Origin of the sequence: Aeromonas sp. ASNIH5 (genome assembly GCF_002902865.1) — a bacterium.
Classification (GTDB): Bacteria; Pseudomonadota; Gammaproteobacteria; order Enterobacterales; family Aeromonadaceae; genus Aeromonas; species Aeromonas caviae.
This window is the reverse complement of sequence record NZ_CP026122.1, coordinates 4,160,061-4,186,094: the sequence shown is the minus strand read 5'-3', so window position 1 is coordinate 4,186,094 and position 26,034 is coordinate 4,160,061. Positions and strand designations below refer to the sequence as shown.

General features: G+C 62.7%; 25 protein-coding genes. 14 read left to right on the top strand and 11 right to left on the bottom strand.

All coding sequences use genetic code 11. The annotated features are described in order from the left end of the window. Positions 1–78: 78 nt before the first annotated feature. Positions 79–1,470 (top strand): class II fumarate hydratase, encoded by a 1,392-nt coding sequence (gene fumC / locus C2U30_RS19800; RefSeq protein ID WP_103244375.1) that lies wholly within the window; start codon positions 79–81, stop codon positions 1,468–1,470. A gap of 204 nt (positions 1,471–1,674) precedes the next feature. Here the strand turns inward: fumC and C2U30_RS19795 are convergent, their stop codons facing one another. Then, the gene (locus C2U30_RS19795; RefSeq protein WP_010673262.1) at positions 1,675–2,112 is read right to left on the bottom strand and encodes a VOC family protein; all 438 of its coding nucleotides are present in this window, start codon (positions 2,110–2,112) and stop codon (positions 1,675–1,677) included. A 398-nt stretch (positions 2,113–2,510) separates the two neighbouring features. On the opposite strand from C2U30_RS19795, the gene putA reads away from it, so the two are divergent. Beyond that, positions 2,511–6,458, top strand: coding sequence for a trifunctional transcriptional regulator/proline dehydrogenase/L-glutamate gamma-semialdehyde dehydrogenase (gene putA, locus C2U30_RS19790; protein WP_103244374.1), 3,948 nt, complete (start codon positions 2,511–2,513; stop codon positions 6,456–6,458). 157 nt (positions 6,459–6,615) lie between these two features. Here the strand turns inward: putA and alr are convergent, their stop codons facing one another. Next, the gene (alr, locus tag C2U30_RS19785) at positions 6,616–7,689 is read right to left on the bottom strand and encodes an alanine racemase (protein WP_103244373.1); all 1,074 of its coding nucleotides are present in this window, start codon (positions 7,687–7,689) and stop codon (positions 6,616–6,618) included. 134 nt (positions 7,690–7,823) lie between these two features. Further along, a complete protein-coding gene (gene dnaB, locus C2U30_RS19780) occupies positions 7,824–9,218 on the bottom strand; it encodes a replicative DNA helicase (protein WP_039040054.1) in 1,395 nt (464 codons plus the stop codon). A 421-nt stretch (positions 9,219–9,639) separates the two neighbouring features. Here dnaB and C2U30_RS19775 point away from each other — a divergent pair, with 421 nt between their 5' ends. Next, positions 9,640–10,494 (top strand): Tim44 domain-containing protein, encoded by an 855-nt coding sequence (locus C2U30_RS19775; RefSeq protein ID WP_103244372.1) that lies wholly within the window; start codon positions 9,640–9,642, stop codon positions 10,492–10,494. A gap of 193 nt (positions 10,495–10,687) precedes the next feature. On the opposite strand, the gene ushA is transcribed toward C2U30_RS19775, so the two are convergent. Then, positions 10,688–12,358 carry a bifunctional UDP-sugar hydrolase/5'-nucleotidase UshA gene (ushA, locus tag C2U30_RS19770; RefSeq protein WP_041211202.1) on the bottom strand — a complete coding sequence of 557 codons (1,671 nt, stop codon included), beginning with the start codon at positions 12,356–12,358 and terminating at the stop codon, positions 10,688–10,690. A gap of 248 nt (positions 12,359–12,606) precedes the next feature. On the opposite strand from ushA, the gene C2U30_RS19765 reads away from it, so the two are divergent. From C2U30_RS19765 to C2U30_RS19755, 3 genes are all read left to right on the top strand, one after another. After that, complete coding sequence (locus C2U30_RS19765; protein WP_041211201.1) at positions 12,607–12,945, top strand: DUF2956 domain-containing protein; 339 nt, start codon at positions 12,607–12,609, stop codon at positions 12,943–12,945. Positions 12,946–13,060: 115 nt separating this feature from the next. Beyond that, on the top strand, positions 13,061–13,396 hold the full coding sequence (locus tag C2U30_RS19760; RefSeq protein ID WP_010673254.1) for a hypothetical protein: 336 nt from the start codon (positions 13,061–13,063) through the stop codon (positions 13,394–13,396). A 98-nt stretch (positions 13,397–13,494) separates the two neighbouring features. After that, positions 13,495–14,361, top strand: a complete 867-nt coding sequence (locus tag C2U30_RS19755) for a tetratricopeptide repeat protein (protein WP_103244371.1) — start codon at positions 13,495–13,497, stop codon at positions 14,359–14,361. Positions 14,362–14,430: 69 nt separating this feature from the next. Here the strand turns inward: C2U30_RS19755 and C2U30_RS19750 are convergent, their stop codons facing one another. After that, positions 14,431–15,834, bottom strand: a complete 1,404-nt coding sequence (locus C2U30_RS19750) for a sigma-54-dependent transcriptional regulator (protein WP_103244370.1) — start codon at positions 15,832–15,834, stop codon at positions 14,431–14,433. A 148-nt stretch (positions 15,835–15,982) separates the two neighbouring features. Continuing rightward, on the bottom strand, positions 15,983–16,792 hold the full coding sequence (gene fkpA, locus C2U30_RS19745) for an FKBP-type peptidyl-prolyl cis-trans isomerase (protein WP_029313875.1): 810 nt from the start codon (positions 16,790–16,792) through the stop codon (positions 15,983–15,985). Between the two features lie 119 nt (positions 16,793–16,911). Between fkpA and C2U30_RS19740 the strand changes: the two genes are divergently transcribed. Both C2U30_RS19740 and C2U30_RS19735 read left to right on the top strand, forming a co-directional pair. Then, positions 16,912–17,880 carry a WD40 repeat domain-containing protein gene (locus C2U30_RS19740; protein WP_042016813.1) on the top strand — a complete coding sequence of 323 codons (969 nt, stop codon included), beginning with the start codon at positions 16,912–16,914 and terminating at the stop codon, positions 17,878–17,880. 14 nt (positions 17,881–17,894) lie between these two features. Next, positions 17,895–18,110: a SlyX family protein gene (locus tag C2U30_RS19735; protein WP_010673249.1), complete on the top strand. Its 216-nt coding sequence runs from the start codon at positions 17,895–17,897 to the stop codon at positions 18,108–18,110. Between the two features lie 64 nt (positions 18,111–18,174). Here C2U30_RS19735 and slyD read toward each other — a convergent pair whose 3' ends face one another. Then, on the bottom strand, positions 18,175–18,801 hold the full coding sequence (gene slyD, locus C2U30_RS19730; RefSeq protein ID WP_103244369.1) for a peptidylprolyl isomerase: 627 nt from the start codon (positions 18,799–18,801) through the stop codon (positions 18,175–18,177). Between the two features lie 146 nt (positions 18,802–18,947). Beyond that, positions 18,948–19,154 (bottom strand): YheV family putative zinc ribbon protein, encoded by a 207-nt coding sequence (locus tag C2U30_RS19725; protein ID WP_010673247.1) that lies wholly within the window; start codon positions 19,152–19,154, stop codon positions 18,948–18,950. Between the two features lie 39 nt (positions 19,155–19,193). Here C2U30_RS19725 and C2U30_RS19720 point away from each other — a divergent pair, with 39 nt between their 5' ends. From C2U30_RS19720 to C2U30_RS19710, 3 genes are all read left to right on the top strand, one after another. Continuing rightward, the gene (locus C2U30_RS19720) at positions 19,194–19,880 is read left to right on the top strand and encodes a hypothetical protein (RefSeq protein WP_103244368.1); all 687 of its coding nucleotides are present in this window, start codon (positions 19,194–19,196) and stop codon (positions 19,878–19,880) included. Between the two features lie 138 nt (positions 19,881–20,018). Then, positions 20,019–20,918 (top strand): chemotaxis protein, encoded by a 900-nt coding sequence (locus C2U30_RS19715; RefSeq protein ID WP_103244367.1) that lies wholly within the window; start codon positions 20,019–20,021, stop codon positions 20,916–20,918. A 60-nt stretch (positions 20,919–20,978) separates the two neighbouring features. Continuing rightward, complete coding sequence (locus tag C2U30_RS19710) at positions 20,979–21,962, top strand: hydrolase (protein WP_103244366.1); 984 nt, start codon at positions 20,979–20,981, stop codon at positions 21,960–21,962. Here C2U30_RS19710 and C2U30_RS19705 read toward each other — a convergent pair. Continuing rightward, positions 21,944–23,095 (bottom strand): GGDEF domain-containing protein, encoded by a 1,152-nt coding sequence (locus tag C2U30_RS19705; RefSeq protein ID WP_042864339.1) that lies wholly within the window; start codon positions 23,093–23,095, stop codon positions 21,944–21,946. The genes C2U30_RS19710 and C2U30_RS19705 overlap by 19 nt on opposite strands. A gap of 89 nt (positions 23,096–23,184) precedes the next feature. On the opposite strand from C2U30_RS19705, the gene C2U30_RS19700 reads away from it, so the two are divergent. From C2U30_RS19700 to C2U30_RS19690, 3 genes are all read left to right on the top strand, one after another. Further along, positions 23,185–23,430, top strand: a complete 246-nt coding sequence (locus C2U30_RS19700) for a YheU family protein (RefSeq protein ID WP_010673242.1) — start codon at positions 23,185–23,187, stop codon at positions 23,428–23,430. Between the two features lie 235 nt (positions 23,431–23,665). Further along, entirely contained in the window at positions 23,666–24,535 is an 870-nt protein-coding gene (locus C2U30_RS19695) for a phosphoribulokinase (protein WP_010673241.1), read from the top strand. A gap of 16 nt (positions 24,536–24,551) precedes the next feature. Beyond that, positions 24,552–25,085 carry a DUF4136 domain-containing protein gene (locus tag C2U30_RS19690; RefSeq protein ID WP_103244365.1) on the top strand — a complete coding sequence of 178 codons (534 nt, stop codon included), beginning with the start codon at positions 24,552–24,554 and terminating at the stop codon, positions 25,083–25,085. A 69-nt stretch (positions 25,086–25,154) separates the two neighbouring features. Here the strand turns inward: C2U30_RS19690 and C2U30_RS19685 are convergent, their stop codons facing one another. After that, positions 25,155–25,454 (bottom strand): hypothetical protein, encoded by a 300-nt coding sequence (locus C2U30_RS19685; RefSeq protein ID WP_010673239.1) that lies wholly within the window; start codon positions 25,452–25,454, stop codon positions 25,155–25,157. A gap of 48 nt (positions 25,455–25,502) precedes the next feature. After that, positions 25,503–25,907, bottom strand: a complete 405-nt coding sequence (locus C2U30_RS19680; protein WP_010673238.1) for an OsmC family protein — start codon at positions 25,905–25,907, stop codon at positions 25,503–25,505. Positions 25,908–26,034 lie beyond the last annotated feature (127 nt).

The window sequence follows — 26,034 nt, the reverse complement described above, 5'->3', positions numbered from 1 at the left end:
GTATCCATGTGCAAGCTGGCCCCGGCCGCCGTTTGGGTTCATGCTGGGTGCCACCACCTCAACGGCAGGAGACACGTCATGGATATCAGGATGGAGCGGGACAGCCTGGGGGAGATAGCCGTCCCGGCGGACAGGCTCTGGGGGGCCCAGACCCAGCGCTCCCTGCATCACTTCAACATCTCGGGGGAGCGCCAACCCATGGAGATCATCCATGCCCTGGCCCGCATCAAGTCCGCATGCGCCCGGGTCAACCACGCCCTGGGGCTGCTCCCCGCCCGCAAGGCCCAGGCCATCATGGCCGCTGCCGACGAGATCCTGCGCGGCCTGCACGACGCCGAGTTTCCCCTGATGGTGTGGCAGACCGGCTCCGGCACCCAAACCAACATGAACCTCAACGAGGTGCTGGCAAACCGGGCCAGCGAACTGCTCGGCGGCCCCCGGGGGGAAGCGCGGCTGGTGCATCCCAACGACGAGGTAAACAAGAGCCAGTCCAGCAACGATGTCTTCCCGAGCGCCATGAACCTGGCGGCGGTCACCGCCATCACGCAGCGGTTGCTGCCGGCCCTCGCTGCCCTGAAGCAGACCCTGACAGGCAAGGCCGCCGCCTTCGACCACATCGTCAAGATTGGCCGCACCCATTTGCAGGATGCCACTCCCCTCACCCTGGGCCAGGAGATCTCCGGCTGGGTCGCCCAGCTTGAACAGGGGGAGCGCCATCTACGGGCCGCCCTGGCCCATTTGTGCGAGCTGGCGCTCGGCGGCACCGCCGTGGGCACCGGCCTCAACTGCCCTCCCGGCTTTGCCGAGGCGGTGGCCAGAACCCTGGCCGAGCAGACCGGCCTGCCGCTCATCAGCGCCCCCAACAAGTTCGAGGCCCTGGCGGCGAGTGACGCCCAGGTTCACGCCCACGGTGCCCTCAAGACGCTGGCAGCCTCCCTCATGAAGATCGCCAACGACGTGCGCTGGCTGGCGAGCGGCCCCCGCAGCGGGCTGGGGGAGCTGCTCATCCCCGAGAACGAGCCCGGATCCTCCATCATGCCCGGCAAGGTCAACCCGACCCAGAGCGAGGCGCTCACCATGCTGTGCGCCCAGGTGATGGGCAACGATGTGGCCATCAACATCGGCGGCGCCAGCGGCAACTTCGAGCTCAACGTGTTCAGGCCGATGATCGCCTACAACGTCCTGCAGAGCGTGCGGCTGCTGGCGGACGGCATGCAGAGCTTCCACGACCACTGCGCCGTCGGCATCACCCCGAACCAGGCCAGGATCGACGATCTGCTCTCCCGCTCCCTGATGCTGGTGACGGCCCTCAACCCCCATATCGGCTATGACAAGGCGGCCGAGATCGCCAAGCGGGCGCACCATCAGGGGCTCAGCCTGCGGGAGGCAGCCATTGCCTCGGGCCACCTCAGCGCGGAGCAGTTTGATGCCTGGGTGATCCCCGCTGACATGGTGGGTCGCACGCCATAAGGCAGCTCAGCTGCGCGATAATCCGAGCCCGGGTGATCCCCGCTGACATGGTGGGTCGCACGCCATAAGGCAGCTCAGCGCACTGCACGGCAATCCCATGCCCGGGGCATACCAGCTCAGGTGGCAGGCGCAGCAAATAGGGACTGTGATGGGCAATAAAGATGAAAAGGGCGCCATGGCGCCCTTTTCATTGCAGATCTGCCGTCAGGTCTTGCTCTGGCAGTTGAACATCCAGTGGGTGCCGAACTTGTCCACCAGGGATCCGAAATAGTCACCCCAGAACATCTCCGCCAGCGGCATCTCCACCTGGCCTCCCTCAGCCAGGGCTGCGAACAGGCGATCGGTCTCGCCCCGGCTGTCCGGCTCCAGGTTGAGGTAGCTGTTGTTGCCCTGCACCAGGGTGAACCCCATGCTGGCCGGAGCATCCGTGCCCATCAGCACGTGACCCCCAAGGATGGGCAGGGCCACATGCATCACCAGCTCCCCGTCTTCCTCCGACAAAGGGGGCTGGCCCGGGCAACCCGGGGACTCCTTGAACCTGTGGATGGGGCCGCTGAAGTCACCGCCGAACACTTCGCGATAGAAGAGGAAGGCAGCCTCCGTCTCCCGGGCAAAATTGAGATAGGTACTGACACGCGCCATGGGTTTCTCCTTGTCACCGATAGCTGGCCCCTGTGGCCAGCTAACAGCATAGAAGAGCACGGGGCTCTGTCAGGTGGCGCTCCGCCCCCTTCTGCGCACGGGGGAGCCGCGCTCACAGCCCGGGCTCGGTCGAACACGCAAAAGCGCAACCCGATTCGCAGTGGGTTGCACCTCATATAGGCATTCATAAGATGCATTGCCAACCCATTAATAATGCTGTGAAAAGCGGACAAGCGGCGGGCTTGAAAGGAGCCTGATGGAGACCGGATTCATGGAAGAATTCAACAATGTAACCAATACATTAAAATTTCTTGCTTGAAGGTTTCACCTGGTTGCACCATCATCGGCGAAATTTAACCGTCCGGTAATATTGTTACCTTCTAGACACAGGAAGTCCCATGGCCACTACCACCCTCGGCGTCAAACTCGATGAAGCGACCCGCGACCGCCTCAAACAGGCTGCGCAGACCCTGGATCGCACTCCCCACTGGCTGATCAAGCAAGCCATCTTCACCTATCTGGAGCAACTGGATCGCGGTCTGACCCCGCCCGAGCACTCCGGGCTGGCTGCCGCCGCCGGGGAAGAGGCCGTCGAGACCCTGACCGAGCAGGGCATCCAGGTCTTCCTCGAGTTTGCCGAGAGCATTCTGCCCCAGTCCGTGCTGCGGGCCGCCATCACGGGGGCTTATCGCCGCCCCGAGACCGAAGCCGTCCCCATGCTGCTGGAGCAGGCCCGTCTGCCCAAGGAGAAGGCTGACGCGACCCAGAAGCTGGCCATGGGCATCGCCGAGAAGCTGCGCAACCAGAAGAGCGCCAGCGGCCGTCAGGGCCTGGTGCAGGGGCTGCTTCAGGAGTTCTCCCTCTCCTCCCAGGAAGGGGTGGCCCTGATGTGCCTGGCGGAGGCGCTGCTGCGCATCCCCGACAAGGCGACCCGGGATGCCCTCATCCGCGACAAGATAAGTGGCGGCAACTGGAGCCAGCACCTGGGCCAGAGCACCTCATTGTTCGTCAACGCGGCCTCCTGGGGTCTGCTCATCACCGGCAAGCTGGTTGCCACCCACAACGAGGCGGGCATGAACAGCTCCCTCAAAGGACTCATCGGCAAGGGGGGTGAGCCGCTCATCCGCAAGGGCGTCGACATGGCGATGCGCCTGATGGGTGAACAGTTCGTCACCGGCGAGACCATCGCCGAGGCGCTGGCGAACGCAGGCGGCATGGAGAGCAAAGGGTTCCGCTACTCCTACGACATGCTAGGGGAAGCGGCCCTGACCGAGGAGGACGCCAAACGCTATCTGGCCTCCTACGAGCAGGCCATCCACGCCATCGGCAAGGCCTCCCACGGTCGCGGCATCTACGAGGGGCCGGGTATCTCCATCAAACTCTCCGCCCTGCATCCGCGCTACAGCCGCGCCCAGTACGATCGCGTCATGGAGGAGCTCTACCCCACCTTGCTGGGCCTGACCCAGCTCGCCAGGCAGTATGACATCGGCATCAACATCGACGCCGAAGAGGCCGATCGCCTGGAGATCTCCCTCGATCTGCTGGAGAAGCTCTGCTTCGATCCGTCCCTCGCCGACTGGAACGGCATCGGCTTCGTCATCCAGGCCTACCAGAAGCGCTGCCCCTATGTGATCGACTACGTCATCGATCTCGCCAAGCGCAGCCGTCACCGCCTGATGATCCGTCTGGTGAAGGGCGCCTACTGGGACAGCGAGATCAAGCGCGCCCAGCAGGAAGGGCTGGAAGGCTACCCGGTCTATACCCGCAAGCCCTACACGGACGTCTCCTACCTCGCCTGCGCCCGCAAGCTGCTGGCGGTGCCCGAGGCCATCTATCCCCAGTTCGCCACCCACAACGCCCACTCCCTGTCTGCCATCTATCAGCTGGCGGGTCAGAACTACTACCCGGGCCAGTACGAGTTCCAGTGCCTGCACGGCATGGGTGAACCGCTCTACGAACAGGTGGTCGGCAAGGTGGCCGACGGCAAGCTGGGTCGCCCCTGCCGCATCTATGCTCCGGTGGGCAGCCACGAGACCCTGCTCGCCTACCTGGTGCGCCGCCTGCTGGAGAACGGGGCCAACACCTCCTTCGTCAACCGCATCGCGGACAACAACATCTCCCTCTCGGATCTGGTGCAGGATCCGGTGCAGCAGATCGAGCAGATGGCCGCCCGTGAAGGGACCCTGGGTCTGCCCCATCCGCGCATCCCCCTGCCCCGGGATCTCTACGGCGAGGCGCGCCCGAACTCCGCAGGTCTGGATCTCGCGAACGAGCACCGCCTGGGGTCACTCTCCGCCGCCCTGCTCGCCAGCACCAACACCGCCTATCAAGCCGTGCCCATGCTGGGTTGCGACACCGAGGCGCCGACCCAGTTCCAGCCCGTGCTCAACCCGGCGGATCACCGCGATGTCGTCGGTCAGGTGAGCGAAGCCACGGTAGCGCTGGTGGACAAGGCTCTCGCCTGCTCCCTCACGAGCGGCCAGATCTGGCAGTCCACCCCGCCAGCCGAGCGGGCCGCCGTGCTGGACAGGGCCGCCGATCTGATGGAATCCGAACTGCAACCCCTGATGGGCCTGCTGGTTCGCGAATCCGGCAAGACCTTCGCCAACGCCATCGCCGAGGTACGCGAGGCGGTGGACTTCCTGCGCTACTACGCCGCCCAGGCGCGCAACCACTTCGCCAACGACACCCACAGACCGCTCGGCCCCGTGGTCTGCATCAGCCCCTGGAACTTCCCGCTGGCCATCTTCAGCGGCCAGGTTTGCGCGGCCCTGGCCGCCGGCAATACGGTGCTGGCCAAGCCTGCCGAGCAGACCCCCCTCATCGCGGCACAAGCGGTGCGCATCCTGCTGGAAGCGGGGGTTCCCGCCGGTGCGGTGCAACTGCTGCCGGGCCGTGGAGAGACCGTGGGTGCGGCGCTCATCGCGGACGAACGGGTGCGCGGCGTCATGTTCACCGGCTCCACCGAGGTGGCGGGCATCATCTCCCGCAACCTGGCCGGTCGCCTCGACGCCCAGGGTCGCACCATTCCCCTCATCGCCGAGACCGGCGGCCAGAACGCCATGATCGTCGACTCTTCCGCCTTGACCGAACAGGTGGTGATGGATGTCATCTCCTCGGCGTTCGACAGCGCCGGTCAGCGCTGCTCCGCCCTGCGAGTGCTGTGCGTGCAGGATGACGTGGCGGATCGGGTGATCCGGATGCTCAAGGGCGCCATGGCCGAGTACAAGGTCGGCAGCCCCGAGCACCTCTCCACCGACATCGGCCCCGTCATCGACGCCGAGGCCAAGACCAACATCGAACGCCACATCAAGGCCATGGGCGACAAGGGGCGCAAGGTGCACCAGATCGCCCGCACCCAGGGGGATGCCTGCAGCCGCGGCACCTTCGTGCTGCCGACCCTGATCGAGCTCGACAGCCTGGACGAACTGGGACGCGAAGTGTTCGGCCCTGTGCTGCACCTGGTCCGCTACCCGCGCACCCGGCTCGGGGAGCTGCTCGAGCAGATCAACGGCAGCGGTTACGGCCTGACCCTGGGTGTCCATACCCGCATCGACGAGACCATCGCCCAGGTGGTGAATGTGGCCAAGGTGGGCAACCTCTACGTCAACCGCAACATCGTAGGCGCCGTGGTCGGGGTGCAACCCTTCGGTGGGGAAGGGCTTTCCGGCACCGGTCCCAAGGCCGGCGGCCCGCTCTACATGTATCGCCTGCTCGGCGCCCGTCCCCAGGAGGCGGTGGCCAACCAGCTGCACCAGGAGTCCGGTGCCCTGCACGCCGAGGCGAAAGCCCCCCTCGTGGCCCTGCGCGACTGGGCGAGCAAGCAGGATCCGGCCCTCGCCTCCCTGTGCGATCACTACGCTGCGCTCTCCCAGAGCGGTCGTACCCAGCTGCTGACCGGCCCCACCGGCGAGCGCAACAGCTACAGCCTGCTGCCCCGGGAACGGGTGCTCTGTCTTGCCCAGGAGAAGGCCGACCTGCTGGCCCAGCTAGCCGCCTGTCTGGCGGTCGGCAGCCAGGTGCTGCTGCCGGACGATGCCCAGACACGCGCCCTGCTCTCTTCCCTGCCGACCGAGGCGCGGGATCCCATCGCGCTGGTGGCGGACTGGGCCACGGGGGAGACGGACTTCGATGCCCTGCTGCACCACGGCGACTCGGATCAGTTGCGGGAGGTGAGCAAGCTCGCCGCCGCGCGCCAGGCAGCCCGTAACGGAGCCATCATCGGTGTGCACGGCCTGCATCGCGGCGAGACCGACATCCCGCTGGAGCGCCTGCTCATCGAGCACGCCCTCTCGGTCAACACCGCCGCCGCCGGTGGCAACGCCAGCCTGATGACCATAGGCTAAGCGCCACATAGTGACGGAGACTCAAGCCCCGCCGATGCGGGGCTTGTTCTTTCGTCTCTGGGACACGCCCATGAAAAAGGCCGCCCTTGTCGGGGCGGCCTTTTTGTTCTCCCCTCTCCCCTCGCGGGAGAAGGGTGGGGGATGAGGGGCGACTCGCCTACACGTACTCCATAAAGACGCGGGAGGTGAGCTTGGTGATGAGCTCATAGGGAATGGTGCCGATCTGGTCGGCCACCCGCTCCACCGGCAGCCCTTCCCCCCAGAGCACCGCCTCGTCACCGGCCTTGTCGGTGGCGCCGGGGCCGAGATCCACTGTCGTCATATCCATGGAGACGCGGCCCACCAGGGGTACGATGCGGCCATTGACCAGCACAGGTGTGCCGTTGGGGGCCATGCGCGGATAGCCGTCGCCGTAACCGATGGCAATGACCCCGAGCCGGGTATCGCGATCCGACACCCAGTTGGCGCCATAGCCCACCGGCTCGCCCGCCTTGTGATCCCGCACCGCGATGAGCTGGGTCTTGAGGGTCATCACCGGTTGCAGGTCGTAATCCGCCGCCACCGTATTGGGGAAGGGCGAGACGCCGTAGAGGATGACGCCGGGGCGCACCCAGTCGCAGTGGGAATCTGGCCACGCCAGGATGCCTGCCGAGTTGGCCATGGCGCGCTCGCCCAACAGCGGCGCAGTCAGCTGGCTGAACAAGTCGATCTGCTCGCGGGTGGTGGGTTGCTCCAGCTCATCGGAGCGGCTGAAGTGGGTCATGACGTTGAACGGCTGCACCACGTTCTTGCACTTGCCGAGGCGCTCGATAAAGGCGGGCATCTCCTCGGCCCGCACGCCGAGACGGTGCATGCCGGTGTCGAGCTTGAGCCAGGTCACCACGGGGGCAGGCAGCTCGGCCCGCTCCAACGCTTCGAGCTGCTCCCAGGTGTGCACCGCGGTCTGCAGGTTGTTGGCCGCCAGCACCGGCAGGTCGGCGGCGCTGAAGAAGCCCTCCAGCAGCACGATGGGCTTGACCACGGCGCAGGAGCGCAGCATCAGCGCCTCTTCGATGCGGGCCACCGCATAGGCGTCCGCATCCACCAGGGTGCGGGCGACCGGCAGCAGGCCGTGACCGTAGGCGTTGGCCTTGACCACGGCAATGATCTTGCATTGGGGGGCGTGGCGTTTCACCACGGCGAGGTTGTGGCGCAGGGCCGCTGTATTGATCTGGGCGATAGCCGCTTTCATCTGTTTTCCCTTACGAGGGCATGATAATCAGGCACCGGGTGGTGTCAGCCCTCAAATCTCATCGTCTAAGGCCGGACCGGCAGAATTGTCGAACCGGGAAAACTGTTTATGGATGCCGGGAGCAGGCTCCCGACTTAGTAGTCATCGTCAAACGCCGGGCCCGCGTAGTTGTCAAAACGCGAGAACTGACCCTGGAAGGTGAGCCGCACTCGTCCTATGGGGCCGTTACGCTGCTTGCCGATGATGATCTCGGCGATCCCCTTGTCGGGGCTGTCGTCGTGATAGACCTCGTCGCGGTAGATGAACATGATCAAGTCCGCATCCTGCTCGATGGAGCCGGATTCCCGCAGATCCGAGTTGACCGGGCGCTTGTCGGCCCGCTGTTCCAGGCTCCGGTTGAGCTGGGAGAGCGCCACCACGGGGCACTGCAACTCTTTCGCCAGCGCCTTGAGGGAGCGGGAGATTTCACCGATTTCCAGAGTACGGTTGTCAGACAGGGCCGGCACCCGCATCAGCTGCAGGTAGTCCACCATGATCATGCTGATGCCGCCGTTGTCCCGCGCCACCCGACGGGCGCGCGAGCGCACTTCGGTCGGGGTGAGGCCGGAGGAGTCGTCGATGTACATCTTCCCCTTCTCCAGCAGCAGCCCCATGGTGGAGGAGAGCCGCGCCCAATCCTCGTCGTCGAGCTGGCCGGTCCGCACCTTGGTCTGGTCGATGCGCCCCACGGAGGCGAGCATACGCATGATGATCTGCTCGGAGGGCATCTCGAGGGAGAAGATCAGCACCGGCTTGTCGGCGGTGAGGGCCGCGTGCTCGCACAGGTTCATGGCAAAGGTGGTCTTGCCCATGGAGGGACGGGCGGCGACGATGACCAGATCCGAACGCTGCAGGCCGGCGGTCATCTTGTCCAGATCGTTGTAGCCGGACGACACGCCGGTCACCCCGTTGTGGGGGGTCTTGAACAGCTCTTCAATCTTGTCGACGGTCTGCTCGAGGATGAGCTTCAGGGGCTGGGGGCCCTCGTTGGCGCTGGTGCGCTGCTCGGCGATCTGGAACACCTTGCTCTCGGCAAGATCCAGCAGATCGTTGGAGGTACGGCCCTGGGGCTCGTAGCCCGCTTCGACTATCTCGTTGGCGACCGAGATCATCTCCCGCACCACCGCCCGCTCACGCACGATCTCGGCGTAGGCACTGATGTTGGCGGCACTCGGGGTGTTCTTGGCGATCTCCACCAGATAGGCGAAGCCACCGGCCTCTTCCAGTTGCTCGGAGCGCTCGAGCTCCTCCTGCAGAGTGATGAGGTCGATGGGGTTGCCCGCGTTGGAGAGGCGGGTCATGGCCTGGAAGATCAGGCGGTGCGGGCGGCTGTAGAAATCCTTGTCGATCACCCGTTCGGCGACCCGATCCCAGGCCTCGTTGTCCAGCATCAGGCCGCCCAGTACGGACTGTTCGGCCTCAAAAGAGTGGGGAGGTACTTTCAGCTGTTGTGTCTTGGCGTCTTTTTTCGCCGTCACTTGCTCTGCCATACACATAAAAACCGCAGCGGGAAGGGGACGGGAATTTTACAAAAGAAACCCCGCCATCGCGAGTGCTAATACGTCCCGTCATCGCATCCGGCGACAAGACGGGACCCAGGCCTCGTCAGCGTCATCCACTTGTGCGCCGCAGACATGCCTCACAGTACGAGAAAGGGCCAGACCAGGGTCTGATCCTTCGTTCTTGCTCTTTGTTTGTTGCGCAGCCTGCGCACCGAGCGACTCGGCCGTCTGTGTTTCATAAGCGCCTCCCCTGTCGGACGACTCAATCTGTTCATGAATAATTCATGCCATCCGTGATAATCATACCCGCAAGCTGCAACACAAAAAGGGACTGGCAGCCTGCCATGCGCCTCGCTGAGCTTGCACAAGCAGAGCATGCCCCCACCTACATGAGAGTGAAAGAGTCAAAATGAAAAAGATGCTGACCCTGTTTGCCCTGATCCTGGCCATTGGCCTTGGGGCACCCATCGCCGAGGCCAAGAAACTTGGTGGCGGCAAATCCTTTGGCAAGAGCTACAAGACGGCTCCGGCCCAACCTGCAGCCAAGCCGGTCGACACCAAGAACCCGACCGTGGGCGCCCAGGCCCCCAAGAAAGGCGGCATGATGGGCGGCCTGCTGGGTGGTCTGCTGGCCGGCGGCCTGTTCGCCTACCTGCTGGGCAGCGGCGCCTTCGAAGGTCTGCAAGGGATGGACTTCCTGCTGATCGCCCTGCTGGCACTGGGCGGTGTCTTCCTGTTCCGAGCCCTGCGCAGGAACAAGGCGGCAGCGGCCCAGCCACAGGCGGCCTATGCGGGCTATCAACCGCCCCAGAGCGCGGCCCCTCAGCAGTTCGAGCAGAGCCACAGCGCCCCGCAGGCCACCGGTTTTGCCGACAGCGACGTGCCCTTCCGTCTGCCCCCGGGCTTTGACATGAACGGCTTCCTGGCCGGTGCCCGCGATCACTACCGCACCCTGCAAGAGGCCTGGAACAAGAACGACCTGGAGAAGATCCGCGAGTACGTGAGCCCCGAGCTGTTCGAGCACCTCAAGGCCGAACGCGCCGAGCTCTCCGGTGAGCAGCACACCGAGGTGATGTACGTGGACACCCAGCTGGTCCGTGCCGACTACGGCAGCGACTGGGCCCAGGTGAGCGTACGCTTCAGCGGCCGCTACATGGACCGTCAGGAGCAGGTCGAGGAGGATATCAAGGAGGTGTGGCACCTCGAGCGTGATCTCGCCAAGGACAATGCCCCCTGGCATATCGTCGGCATCGAGCAGCTCTAAGGTTCAACCGACCCATTTCATCAAGGCGACCTCAGGGTCGCCTTTTTATTGCCATCAGATCGTGTCATGCCCTATTTCGAGGCAGCTCCCCGTGGCCGGATATATTTCCCGAGAGACACTGCTGATGACATTGAAAATAAAAAGAGAGGCAGCCATGGCTGCCTCTCTTTTTTATTGGCTCGGGGTGCAGGGATTATTTGCAACCCTCTACCGAGGTGGAGTTGATATAGCTGACCTCGCCGGCCGGCTGATAATCGGCGACCTGAATGGTCTTCTTCGCCGCGATATAATCCTTCAGCACACCGGCATCCACCAGACCGGCATTGATGGTGTCGATCTTCGGATAACCGTCACCACCGGCCGCGCTGAAGCTCGGGATGGAGAAGCTGTAGGTTGCCGCCGGATCGAAGGCCTTCCCGCCGATGGTGGCGATGTCCACGCTCTTGGCCTGGCAATCCACCGTCATCTTGATGCCGCCGAACTGGGCATAGCCACCGGTATTGGCGGTCTTGGTCGCGACCTGACCCAGGTAGGTCAGCAGCTCGTTGCCGCTCATGGTCGCCTTGTTGACGGTGTTGCCGAACGGATGCACGGTCAGCACGTCACGGTAGCTGATGTCCCCTGCCGCGATGGAGGCACGCACCCCACCGGAGTTGACGATGCCAAAGTCGGTGCTCAGCTTCTCGGCAGTCGCGGTGGTGATGAGACGACCCAGGTTGGTCTGCTTGTTGCGCACGTTGGCGCGTTCACCGTCCAGTACGCCATCGGTGGCACCGATGACCACACCCAGCTCCTGCTGTCCCTTCTCCTGATAGGTGAGCAGGGTGTTGTAGAGCTCGGGATCCTTGACGATCTCTTCCTGAATGAAATCACCGTCCGCATTCTTCAGGTTGACCGGGATCAGATCGTACTGGGTCAGGGTCAGCTTGCCATTCTGATAGTCAAACTGGGCACGACCCACATACTTGCCCCACTCGTGAGCCTGCATGATCCAGGTGCCGTTCTGCTGATCCGGCTGGCAGTCGTCGCCCGGCTTGAAGTCGGCGTACTTGTCCGGGGTGCCCGGCTCCATGCAGACCGGGTTCTGGGAGTGACCACCGATGATGGCGTCCAGAGTGCCTGCCGGCAGCGCACGGGCCATCTCCACGTCACCCGGTGCGTTGCTGCCGTGCTGGCCATTCTCGTAATGGCCCATGTGGGTGATGGCAAGAACCAGGTTCGCCTCTTTGTTGTCGCGGATTTGCTTGCCGAGATTGGCGGCTTCCGTGGTCGGATCGCGGAACTCCAGGGTCTGGACGTTGTTGGGATCCACCAACTGGGCGGTGTCCTCTGTGGTCAGACCCAGCACGGCGACCTTGAGGCCGCTCTCCAGCTTGAACACCTTGTAGGGATCGAAGTAGCGCTTGCCACTCGTCTTGTCATAGATGTTGGCGGAGATCATCGGGAACTGGGCCCACTGACGCTGTTTCTCGAGGATAGTCAGGGGGTTGTCGAACTCGTGGTTGCCCACCGCCATGGCATCATAACGGATGCTGTTCATGGCCATGAAGTCCGGCTCTGCATCCTGCAGATCCGACTCTGGCACCCCGGTGTTGACGTCACCGCCGGAGAGCACCAGCACTTCGCTGCCCGCCGCTTTCGCCTCGGCACGCAGCCGCTCGACCAGGGTCTTCTGGGCCGCCATGCCATATTCGCCCTTGTCGTTGTGCCAGAAACGACCGTGGGTATCATTGGTATGCAAAATGGTCAGCTTGCAGACATTTTCGGTGCAGGGGGCGACGCTGTCGTTGCTTGAGGTATTGCAGCCGCTCAATGCGGCAAGCACTGCCAGTGCGATACTTCCTTTGACAAATTTATAATTCATTTCCATATCACCTTGTTATTTTGTTATTGGACGACCCTATCCAGGATCGGGCGGTAATATAACAAACAACATGTGACGGTTTTTCATCGGCGACTCACAAATTCCGCCAAATGTGATCATCCACGCAACCTGTTTCCCCTATTTGGAACAGAGGCACCCCACTCGCAGAGCAATTTCCCCCATGATGGCAGCCCGCCGGTAACGGTTATGGCATACTGCCCGCCAATCAATGCCAAGGAGTGCCTGGAATGGCCAAGTACGACAAAATTTCCCCCGAAACCCAGCAGGAGGCGATGAAGATCGCCCGTGCCAACCAGAAGCCGGGGCAGACCAAGGAGCAAACCCAGCTCATCGCCCAGGGGATCCAGAAGGGCATAGACGAATACAAGAAACAGATGAAGGCGAAGGCCCGCGAGGCCAGCCGCCAGAAGAAACTGCAAGCCAAAGCCAGGCACTCTTCCCAAGAGACACGGGAAGAGGAGAGCGAAGCCGAGGTCATCGAGCTCACCCGCCAGCACCCGCTGCCCTGGATCCTGCTGGTGCTGAGCTGGCTGGTATTTGCCGTGCTCTGGTTCTGGTTCCGCTGATCCTGCCCAGGCAAACCTTTGCCCTGCGATCCGCTTCACAGCCCGGGCGCGGGGGACTGGTCATTCCCCACCCGGACTGCCTACACTCTGCCCCCCTTGTCAGGAGACACTCATCATGAACCCGGCCCCGCTCTATCTGCTGGCTCCCCTCGCCCTCTTCCTCGTGACCCTGGTGCTCTATCGCATCTCGCCACTGCGGGCGGTCGCCGCCGGCCATGCCCGCTGGTTTATCCTGCCCGCCTTCACCCTCTTTATCCTGCTCATCGTCATCAATGGCGCTGCGGATCCCGCCCTGAGAAGCCCTGCTTTCCACTGGCTGATGCCGGGGTTCGGCTTTGCCTTGAGCCTGTTCCCTGCCCTGCCCAAGGCACTGGTACCGCGCCTGGCTATCAAGGAGGGAGCCTTCGCTGCCCTGGGTCTGATGCTGATGAGCCTTGCCATGGTCTACTGATCGGCAAGCGCTGGCGTCACGATGGCGCCAGCCCCCCTTCTTGTACAAAGAATGGCCTTCGGGCATCTTGGTGGGCGGATAACCGGCATGGAGGCCAGATGAACAATCCGCCCGATTTCATGGCGCTGTGGGATTATCAGGATCCCGTTGCCAGCGCCCAGCGTTTTCAAGCACTGCTGCCCGAGGCGCGTGCCGCCAACCTGCAATGGGAGCTGGAGCTCCTCACCCAGATAGCCCGCACCCATTCGCTGCAACGCCAGTTTGCACAGGCGCACCAGCTGCTCGACGAGATAGAACCCCGCCTCACCGAGGCGACTCCACGGGCCCGCGTGCGCGCCTTGCTGGAGCGTGGCCGCACCTTCAACTCCGCCGGTGACAAGGCCAGCGCCAGAGCCCTGTTTGAACAGGCCTGGCAACTGGGAGAACAGCACGAAGAGCACTATCTGGCCATCGATGCGGCCCACATGGTGGCCATCGCCGCCCCCCTGGAGGAGCAGAGCCACTGGCACCAGCTGGCGATGACCCTGGCCGAGCGCAGTCACGACAAGCGGGCGCGAGGCTGGCTCGCCACCCTCTATAACAATCAGGGCTGGACCCTGTTCGAGCTGGGTCGCCTCGACGAGGCCATCGCCTGTCAGCAAAAGTGCCTGGTCTGGCACGAGCAGCACAACAACCAGGGCAAAGCCTTTATCGCCCGCTGGAGTCTGGCGCGCCTGAGCCGGGCCCAGGAGCGCCATGAACAGGCCATGGCCGAACTGGCGCAGTTGCGCGACGACATGACCGCCGCAGGCGCCCCCGAGGATGGCTATGTGTTCGAGGAGCTGGGGGAGAATGCACTCGTGCTCAATGATCCCGCGGCGACCGAGTACTTTGCCCGCGCCTGGTTTCTGCTGTCACAGGATGGCTGGTTCACCGCCAACGAGGCAGAACGACTGGCCAGGCTCAAGCTGCTCGCCAAACTCTGATAAGCGTGCGGGGCGGCCAATTGGCCGCCCCGCACATCAGCATGTCTGCCCGGGAGCAGAGATGACGACTCAGGCCGGACTCGCCTCTTCCCAGCCCTGCTTCTTGCGATAAATCGTGGAAGGGCTTATTTCCAGCAGGGCCGCCGCCTTGGGGATGTTGCCGTCACAACTGGCGATGGCCTGTTCGATGGCCTCCTTTTCCACCTGCCAGAGCGGACGAACCTGCCTGCGAACGACCACGGGTTCTGACTGGGGATCCGCGATCCCGACCGCAGGCTCCGGGGCCAGGGTACGCCCCCCGTTGAGGGGAGGTGGCAGGATATCCGGGCTCACCAGCTCGCCATCATTGAGCACCACTATGTTGCGTACCACGTTTTGCAGCTTGCGCACGTTGCCGGGCCAGGGGTAGTCGAGCAGCACCTGCACTGCGTCCGCATCAAAATCCCTGAACCGCTTGTTCTCCTCACCGGCATAACGCAGCAGCAACTCCCGGGCCAGCAGCAGGATGTCCTCTCCCCGCTCCCTCAGGGGGGGCAGCGCCAGCGGGATCACGTGCAGCCGGTAGTAAAGGTCTTCACGAAACCGTCCGGCCTTGACCTCCACCAGGGGATCCCGGTTGGTGGCGCAGACAAAGCGCACATCCACCGTCTCCAGCTTGCCGCTGCCGACCCGCTGCAGGGTGCCGGTCTGGATGAAGCGCAGCAGCTTGCTCTGCAGGTCGAGATCCATCTCGCAGATCTCGTCGAGGAAGAGGGTGCCGCCGTCCGCCAGACTGGCCGCCCCCTTGCGATCCCCTTGGGCACCGGTAAACGACCCCTTCACGTGGCCGAAGATCTCGCTCTCCATCAGGTCATGGGGAATGGCGGCGCAGTTGAGGGCGATGAAAGGCTGATCCCGACGCGGGCTGCACTGGTGGATGGCCTCGGCGCACACCTCCTTGCCGGTGCCGCTCTCGCCAGTGATGAAGACGGTGGCCTTGCTCGGCGCCGCGCTCTCGATGATGCGATAGACCGCCTGCATCGCCATGGAGGCGCCGATGAAACCGGCAAAGGAGCTGCGCTCGAAGTTTTCCCGATACTGGGCCACCAGCGAGCTGAGCTGCTGGTGCTTCAGGGCATTGCGCGCCGTGGCGCACAGGCGCTTGCCATCGAACGGCTTGGTGAGAAAATCGAAGGCCCCGAACCGCATCGCCTCCACCGCCACATCCACCGAGCCGTGAGCGGTGATCACCACCACGGAGCAGGGCAGCTGCCGCTCCGTGATCTGCTGCAAGATGTCCATGCCGGACATGTCGGGCAACTCCAGGTCGAGCAGCACCACAGGGGGCGGGCTTGCCAGCAATTGTGCCAAAGCCTGCTGGCCACAATCTGCCAGCTGCACCTCGTAGCCATCCTGGGCCAGATACTGCTCATAGACGACCGCCAGACTGCGGGTATCTTCCACCAACAGGACACGGGGTTTGCTTTCAGCCACGAGATCCATCCTTGCGCTTGATTTTGTTGTCTATTCTGGGGGCTAGCCGCCACACACTCAAGACGGCCTCATCGCTTTATCCGGGGGATTGCGACAATACACAAGCAAAAACGGCTCCCTGGGGAGCCGTTTTTATGGTGCTTTGAGCTTATTTCTTGGCGTTGTCGCCATCGGCAGCCGGTTTTTCGATGGCCAGCAGCTCTACGTCAAATACCAGCACGGCGTTGGCCGGGATGGAACCTGCACCGTGCTCGCCATAGGCCAGCTTGGACGGCAGGAAGAACTTGAACTTGGAGCCGACTGGCATCAGTTGCACCCCTTCGGTCCAGCCCGGGATCACCTGGTTGAGCGGGAAGGTAGCCGGCTCGCCGCGATCGACGGAGCTGTCAAACTTGGTGCCATCGGTCAGGGTACCGGTGTAGTGCACCTTGACGATGTCGGTGGCCTTCGGCTTGGCGCCGTCACCCATCTTCTCGACCTGATATTGCAGGCCGGACTCGGTGCTCTTCACGCCCTCTTTCTTGGCGTTGGCAGCCAGGAACTCTTCACCCTTCTTCAGGTTTTCCACGGCATCCTTGTCGGCCTTCGCCTTGGTCAGCTCGTTGATCTTGGCGTCGTATTCCTGCAGAACCTTCTGGATCTCCTCGTCGGTCATCTTGGCTTCTTTGCCCAGACCGTCGGTGACACCCTTCAGGATCACGGTGTTGTCCAGCTTGATGCCGAGCTCCTGCTGGCGCTCCAGGGTATTGGCGATATAACGACCCATGGAGAGGCCGATCGCATAGCCGGATTGCTCTTCAAAGCTCTTGGCCTCAGCCTTGGGGGCCTCTGCCGGCTTGCTGGCTTCTGCCTTGACCTCTGCGGTGTTGGTCGCAGCAGGTTTCTCATCTTTTTGGCAAGCAGTCAGACCGACGGCAACCGCCGCAGCCAACAGGGACACCTTCAGAAAATTGTTCATCAGTTTCTCCAAAACTCTAAATACCGCTCTCGGTTCCTTCGTGAAATGAGAGGTTTATCGTGATAAGCGCCTTATACTAACGCCGTGATCGCAGGTAACGAAAGCATGAGACAGGAAAAATGATCAAAAGTGCCATTTATCTCATCGGTATTTGCCTGATGCTGACGGGGTGCGAACAACGCTCACTTCCCAGCCAGCAGATCCACCTCGCCAACCAGGGGCTGCTGAGCGCGGATCTCGCCAGTTCCGGCAAGCTCGCGCTCGTCTCCAGCCTGAGTCAGGGCACTGTGGTGTGGGATCTGGAACAGGGCAAGGAGCGCTGGCGCTGGCGCCAGAGCGACGACCAGGAGGAGTTCGTCACCCTGACCCGCTTCTCCCCCGATGACAGCCATGCCATCACCGCCACCCAGCACACCTTCGCCATCTGGCGCTTGCAGGATGGCCGCTCCCAGGGCTACTACTCCCTGCCAGAATCCCGCCTGCGCGATGCGGCGATCTCGGCGGATGGCCGCCAGGTGCTCATCGGCCGTGAAGACGGCAAGGCGGAAGTGGTCGACACCCAGACCGGACGCCGGCTGCAATTCCTCGGCCACACCGAACAGGTCAACACGGTGGATCTCTCCCCCAATGGTCGCTATGCCCTCACCGGCGGCAACGATTACAGCGCCTATCTGTGGGATACCCGCACGGGCCAGGTGGTGTGGCGCTTCAACCACGCCGGGCGAGTCGTGATGGCGAGACTGGATCCGTCCGGACGTTTCGCCTTCACCGCAGACAGTCGCCAGGCCAGCATCTGGGATCTCAAAACCGGCAAGGAGCACAGCAGGTTGCAATATGATCACCGCTTCGAGGTCTACACCAGCGCCCGCTTCGCCAACGGCGGCAACTGGCTCATCACCGGCGCCCCCTCCCGCCAGCTCACTCTGTGGCAGGTGAGTGACGGCCAGCCGTTGCAGAGCTGGCGCGTCTCGCCCCATCCCAAGGTGAAACCGCCGAGCGCTGTGGTCTATGGCGTGGCTTTGCGCGACAATGACCACCTCGTCAGTGCCAGCTCCAGTGGCCTGGCTGAAATCTGGACTATCAAGTAAGGACCAAAAGGCCCATGAGTCAGCAACTAAACGAACGCCTCGAAACCCTGGAAAGCCGCCTCGCTTTTGCCGAATACACGGTGGAGCAGCTCAACGACGAGGTCACCACCCAGGGTCGCGAGCTGGACCGGCTCAAACACCAGATCCATCTACTGGTGGATAAATTGCAGAGCGTACAGCCGAGCCAGATCGCCAGCATGGCCGAAGAGACGCCGCCACCGCACTACTGATGCGTGCCAGCCATAAAAAAACCCGCGCCATGCGCGGGTTTTTTTATCATCGGCCAGGCCGTGATCAGTGCTGATGGCCCTTGCCACCACAACCGCCACCACCGCAGCAACCACCGTGACCGTGATCGTCGCCGTGATCGTGTGCATGGTTGTGACCATGGCCACCACAGCAGCCACCGTGGTCATGATCGTGATCATGGTCATGACCATGATCGTGACCGCAGCCACCGGCGCCGTGCACATGGCCGTGGGCCAGCTCTTCGGCGGTCGCGGCACGCACGTCCTTGATCTCGACCTTGAAGCCCAGGGTCACGCCAGCCAGGGGATGGTTGCCGTCCACCTTGATGAACTCCTCGGACACCTCGATGACGGTCACCGGGCGGTGACCATCGTCGGTCTCGGCCACAAAAGTATCCCCTTCAGACACTTCCATGCCGTCGAACAGCTCGCCGGGCACTTCCTGCACCAGATTCTCGTCGTACTCGCCATAGGCCTGGTTCGGCGTCAGGGTGACGTCGAACGCCTCGCCCACGCTGCGACCTTCCAGCTCGGCTTCGAGGCCGGAGACCAGGTAACGGGTACCGTGCAGATACACCAGCGGCTCTTTACCGACAGTGGTGTCGATGACTTCACCGTGTTCGTCGGTGACCGTGTATTCCAGCGTAACCACGCTCAGGGGAGCTACTTTCATGTCAGGGATCCTGCGGATAGAAAAAAACGGGCTCAGAATACCTCAAAAAGGCAGACAAGCATATGGTCGGTCCGGCTTCGGTGTGATGAAAAAGTCATCAACAGCGACCAGCCTGACCGGCGTACCATCACCTTGAGGCATGGCACTCACTCGGGACGAAACACCCCTATCACCTGCTCCGCCTCACGCGTCGCCTTGTCCACCTGCTCCTGAGTCTGCACCTGGGTATCCCCGCACTCGACACAGGTCACCTTCTCGACTCCATGCTCCATATACAGCATCATGGTGTCCATCTTGCCGCACGCCGGGCAAACCGCCCCGGCAATGAAGCGCTTTTTACGTCTGGTTTCCATTTTTGTTACCTCCAGGCAGCATCATATCAGGGTTTTTACATGCATCACGCCATCGAATATCAGCATTTTTCCACTTCCACCCTTCAGGTCGGCCCCCGCAAGCGCTCCCCCATGGGCCAATTGCTGCGCATCACCCAGGGGGTGGCGCTGCTGAAATTGGGTGCCCATGAGCTGCTGCTGACACCTGGCAGCCACTTCTGGCTCTGTGCCGATGCCCTCGCCGCCTTCACCCCTCTGGCTGGCTGCCAGCATGATCTACTGGCCTGCTCCGTGCGGGTGCCCCAGCCCGCCCAGGCTGGCTGGTTGCAGGCAAGCCCGTTGATGGACGCACTGCTGGACAGCCTGGCGGCCTGGTCACGCCCACGCGACTGGCAAGGCCCCTATGGGCAGCGGCTGCAAGTGGTGGGAGATGAGTTGCACGGCTGCACCATCTCGTCACTGGGGGATCAGGCACTGCAAGATGCCTGGCAAGCCCTGGCCAGAGCGCAGCCGGATAGCGTGGCTGCCTGGCAGACCCTGCTGGGCACTCGCGGTCTCGAGGGCCCGGACGCCCGGGCACTGCAGGATCAGTGGCAACTGTTGCAGGGGATTCGCCTGCTGCGAAGCGGCAGCACACCGTCACAGGTGGTGAGCAGGCTGGGTTATCGGGATGAAAGCGCGATGGCCGAGGCTCATCTGCAATGGCTCGGGGCGCCCCTCTCCCCTCAGCCGTCCGCGACCCGATAAGAGAGGCATAAAAGGATGACAAAAGAAATCCAGTTTTGCGGCTCACCGCCGCTAACAACAAAGGAGTCATTCATGTCACCATCCTTTATGCTGAACACCCGATTGACCGTCACCGACTAGATCAACAGGACATCCGCCATGACGAGCAAGGCCAACCAATCCCAGGGCATGTTGCTGTTCCACCTCTCTGCCAGACAATCCTTCGCCATCGGTACCCTCAAGGTGAAGGAGATCGTGCCCTACACCCAGCTCACCGCCCTGCCACAATCCCATCCCACCGTGCTCGGGGCCGCCAGCATGCGCGGCACCACCATCCCGGTGATCGACATGGCAATGGCCGTGGGCTACCGCCCCATCAGCCGGGAGGAGATGCCCCACTGCTTCATCATCATCACCGATTGCCGCCGCACCCAGGTGGGCTTTCTGGTGCGGGGCATCGACAAGATCACCGAGTGCAACTGGCGTGACATCGAGCCGCCCCCTCCCTCCTTGGGACAGAACGTCTTCGTCACCGGCGTGACCCGGGTGGGAGATCAGTTGATACAGTTGCTGGATGTGGAGCTCATCCTGTCGCGGGTCTATCCGGACGATCCCAGCCATCTCTACCCCGTGCTGACCGACGTGCAGCGCGAGCGGCTCAAGCCGATGCGGATCCTGCTGGTGGACGACTCCTCCGTCGCCCGTCGCCAGCTCATGGCGGCGCTCGATTACATCAACATCCCCTACGAGGTCTGCACCAACGGACGTGACGCCCTCACCCTGATGCAGACACGGGTCTCCCAGGGCACGCGGATAGACATCCTGGTGAGCGATATCGAGATGCCGGGGCTGGATGGTTACGAGCTGGCCTTCGAGGTGCAGAGCGATGCCAAGCTGGCGGGAGCCTACATCATCCTGCACACCTCCCTCTCCAGCGAGATCAGCGTGGAGCGGGCCCATCAGGTCGGCGCCCACGAGGCGCTCACCAAGTTTGAAGCCAACGAACTGATCCAGGCCATGCTGCGCGGCGCCGAGCACCACGATCGTCTGCTGGCCTGATGTCGCGGCGAGCCAATGGCTCGCCGCCCCCTTTTCCTCCCTGCTCTTCCGAGTCGCTGCATGTTGACAGAAAGCCACTTCCACGCCCCCTGGTGGGCGCGCAACCCCCATCTGCAAACCATTTTGCCCAAGTGGCTGCGCCGCTCGCCTGCCCGCTTCATCCAGGAGCGCCTCGAACTCCCGGACGGCGATTTCGTCGATCTGGCCTGGAGCGGCGAACCCGGCCAGGATGAACAACCCCTGGTGGTGGTGTTCCACGGGCTGGAGGGGAGCATTCACTCCCACTATGCCAAGGGGCTCTTTGCCCACCTGCAGCGACAAGGGAACGAGGCGGTGCTGATGCATTTTCGGGGGTGCAGTGGCGAGCCGAACCGGCTGCTGCAGGCCTATCACTCAGGCGCCATCGAGGACGCCCAGACGGTGATTGCCGAGCTGGAGCGGCGTTTTCCTGGCCGCCCCCTGGTCGCCATCGGCTATTCCCTGGGGGGCAACATGCTGGTCAATCTGCTGGCGCGGGCCTGCCCGGCACCATTGAAGGCGGCGGTGGTAGTGTCGGCCCCGCTGCAACTGGCAAGCTGTGCCGATCGGGTCAATCAGGGCTTCTCACGGGTCTATCAGAACTACCTGCTGCGGACCATGCGAACCAACCTGCAAAGCAAGATCCGGCGCCAGAGCGCGGCACGGGCGCGCTGGCAGCCGGCCCAGATCACCCGCATCGCCACACTGAGGGAGTTCGACGAGCTGGTGACAGCACCGCTCCATGGTTTCGAGAGCGCCGATCACTACTACCAGACCTGCTCCGGCCTGGGCCTGCTGGCCCGTATTCCCATACCGACCCTCGTCATTCACGCCGCCGACGATCCCTTCATGACCGATGCCGTCATTCCGGCGGCGGAGCAGCTCTCCCCTCTGGTGCGCTACGAGCTGAGCCGCCAGGGCGGCCACGTGGGCTTCCTGCACGGCTCTCCCTGGCGCCCCCGCTTCTGGCTGGATGAGCGCATCAGCCAGTGGTTGCGGGAACAGACTCAGGGCGCGAACCGGTAACCGTTGCGCCCCTCTTCCTTGGCCTGATAGAGGGCGCCATCGACCCGCTCGAGCAGCATGACGAGGCTCTCCCCGGCTCGCCACTGGGCTATCCCCTGGCTCAGGGTGAGGTGGGGGGCTACGTCGGAATCCTCATGGGGCAGAGCCCTGGCCGCCAGAGTGGCGCGAATGCGCTCCGCCACCTCCTGGCCACCGGCCAGCGTCGTCTCCTGCAGCAACACCACGAACTCCTCTCCCCCGTAGCGCGCCACCAGATCGCCGGGCTCCCGCACACTCTCCTCCAGGCACTCGGCCACCAGGATCAGGCACTCATCCCCCGCCTGATGCCCATAGCGATCGTTGTAGCGCTTGAAGAAATCCACATCGAGCAGGATCACGGTGAGCGGTACATCCTGGGTGGTGCCTTGCGCAATGGCACGCTTGCACGCCTGATCGAAGTGGCGACGGTTGGCTATGCCGGTCAGGGGATCCCGGTTGGCCATGGCATTCATCTTGTTTGCCAGCATCAGGTTGTCGTGCTCCCTTGACACCGCAAGCTCGAACCAGCCGTTGAGCATGCGCCGTCCCGTCTCCAGCACCACTAGCAAGACCCCGACCACGATGGTGTTGACCAGAACAAAGGGCTCAGGACTCCAGGAGGCTCTCACCAACAAGAACAGCAGGGGGACCGACACCAGTGCGTAAAACAGCCGCACATCGCAATACGCGGCGACGAGACCGGTCAGCAGCAACAGACTGACCATGTTGAAAATGAAACTGAAGCCCCCCTTCAAGTCGACGATCGAAATGGTGTAACCCACCATGGCCCAGGCTAGCCCCCAGGCCAGGGCACAGACGCACAGGGACACCAGCCAGATGGCATGGGATTGACGGGAGAGCCAGCCCCACCCGAGCGGCAGCAGCAGGCCAACACCTATCATGGCAAAGAGCTGCCATTTGTATGACCAGGGCAGGTTGCCGACCAGTACCAGGTGTGCATCCCGATAGATGTAGAAGCGGGTCAGCAGAAATACGAGGGCGATGAGATTGATGACCCAGTACCAGCGCAAACCGGCGCTCAGGGCGCGGCGGCGGGCATCGAACAGGTGCTGTTCGAATTGACTGGAGGGTCGGCGTGCGTCAATGGATTGCATGGCACCCCTCGTCCAAAACGAGACAAATCCCTTGCGCTTGCCGACCAGACATCGACAATATCCGCAACCCACTGAGTGAAGATGAAATCATGATTATCCCCTGGCAAGAACTGGAGCCGGACACCCTCACCAACCTGCTCGAACACTTTGTGCTGCAAGAAGGCACCGAATACGGTGAACAGGATGTCAGCCTGACCGACAAGGTCGAAGCAGTCAGGCAACAATTGCTACAAGGTAGCGCCGTGCTTGTCTACAGCGAGCTGCACGAAAGTGTCAATGTCGTCCCAAAGACTCATTTAAGCAAGTCACCCACTGACGACTTCCCCCAAGCGTAACGCGGTCACGGCTTATCGGGCGGCTCACCCCGCCCTCCACCTATCCAGCTCACATCATCAGGCCGCATGACCAGTTCGCCACCCAGCAGCACCTATTCCAACGTACCCAGAGCACAGGGCAGCCCTTGTTCACAGCTATTGCCGGGAAGCGTGGGGGCAGCGGGAGGATGACGGCGCACTTGACCGCACTTTGGGCCACCCCTTATAACGGAACTCCCAAGGAAGAGAGAATTCTATGTCCGCCAAGCATCCCATCATCGCGGTCACCGGTTCGTCCGGTGCCGGTACTTCCACCTCCACCAACGCCTTCCGCTCCATGTTCCACCAGCTTGGATACAAGGCGGCCGTGGTCGAGGGGGACAGTTTTCACCGCTACACCAGGCCCGAGATGGACGTGGCGATCCGCAAGGCCCGGGAGCAGGGGCGGCATATCAGCTACTTCGGCCCGGAGGCCAACGACTTCGGTCTGCTGGAGTCCTTTTTCCAGGAGTATGGCCAGAGCGGCACAGGCCAGTACCGGCGCTATCTGCACAGCTTCGACGAGGCAGTGCCTTTCAACCAGATGCCGGGCACCTTCACCCCCTGGCAGGATCTGCCCGGCGAGACGGATCTGCTGTTCTACGAAGGACTGCATGGCGGCGTGGTCACGGGGGAGCACAACGTGGCGCGACACGTGGACTTTCTCATCGGCGTGGTGCCCATCGTCAACCTGGAGTGGATCCAGAAGCTCATTCGCGACACCTCGGAACGCGGCCACTCCCGCGAGGCGGTGACCGACTCCATCGTGCGTTCCATGGACGACTACATCAACTTCATCACGCCGCAGTTCTCCCGCACCCACATCAACTTCCAGCGGGTGCCGACCGTCGATACTTCCAACCCCTTCAGCGCCAAGGTGATACCCAGCCTGGACGAGAGTATGCTGGTGATCAGGTTTCGGGGCATCAAGCAGGTGGACTTCCCCTACCTGCTGTCGATGATAGACGGCGCCTTCATGTCCAGGATGAACACCATCGTCGTGCCGGGTGGCAAGATGGGCTTCGCAATGGAACTGATCCTGCGCCCCCTGATCCAGCAACTGATCGAAACGGGCAAGATCACCTGAGCCAAGGAGCTTAACGATGCGCGCTGCACTTCTCTCATTCACGCTGGCAACCCTGCTGGGGGGTTGCAGCTCCGGCCCCGCCGCACCCACGGTCGAAACGGGCACCATGGTGGTTCGCCCGGCGGAGCATTGGACCTACGGAGCGACACCACGCTATGCGCTGGCCGAACAGTTCCAGTATGCGGGCAACAGCGCCGCGCCCTGGCTCGAGCCGGTACAGCAGGCCGTCATCCGGCAACTGGACGGCAAAGGCTGGCGCAGCGTTCCCCTGGATGAGGCCGACGTCTGGGTCGCCATCGGGGTAGCTGGCAGCCAGGACATGAGCGATGGCGAGATCTTCTCCCGCCTCGGCATGACACCGGGCCTGAACGTCGCCGCCAATGCCCGCAAGGGGACCCTGGCCGTCGTGCTGCTCGACGGGCATAGCCAGAAAGCGGTGTGGAGCAGCGCCATCCAGCTCGCCAGCGACGTGCCTGTCGCAGAGGAAGCCCGTGGCCAGCTTAGCCAGCAACTGGCCGCCCAGTTGCTGGGCTCGCTACCGTCAGAGTGATGTCTCTTTCAACAAAAACGGCCTGCTTCACGCAGGCCGTTTTCCATGCACGCCGTGACGGCATCAGGGTCACTTCAACTCGCAGGTCAGCTGGGTCACACCGCTCTTGACCAGGGTGGCCTGCTTGTCCTGACGGGAGAAGGTAGTCACCCCGTCGGAATAGCTGGCAGTCTCTTTGGGCGACTCGATGCGCCCCAGCTTGTGATAGACACCGGCATAAGGGAACTGCACCATGTCGGCCTGGGCATCATAGGTGATGGCCAGCAACTCTTCCCCGCACTGATACTGGCTGTATTGATACTGGGTCGGCTGCGGCATGCTGCAGGCGGCCAGACCGAACAGGGGAAGCAACATCATCATTTTTTTCATCGCACTTTCCTTATGTCATGGCGTTATCGACGGGACAAACTTTAGCGGTCAACCCTCAAGAATTTGATAACTATGGGTAATTTCTACCGCTTTTTCCAACATCAGGGAAACTGAACAATATTTTTCCATGGACAGATCCACCGCACGGGCGACCTGCTTCTCCGCCAGCCCCTTGCCGGTCACCACGAACTTGAGGTGGATCTGCTCAAATACCCGGGGAACGGTATCGGCGCGGGTCCCTTCCAGTTCGACATGGCAGGCGGTCACGGACTGACGGGCCTTCTCCAGGATGGAGACCACATCGATGGAGCTGCAACCGCCGACAGCCAGCAGGATCATCTCCATCGGGCTGGCACCTTCACCCGGGTTGGCGCCATCCAGGGTCACCTGATGACCGGACTCGCTCTCCCCCACAAACTTCATGCCTTCCACCCAGCTGACCTTGGCTTTCATCTCTCACTTTCCTCTCAATGACAACGGTTCTAACGCCCATAGCATACCTCAAGCCGGGGTCGAGTGGCACATGCGCCAGGATCTTGCCCGTTCCCGACGATAAAGCCCCGTTTGTGGCGACAGCAGC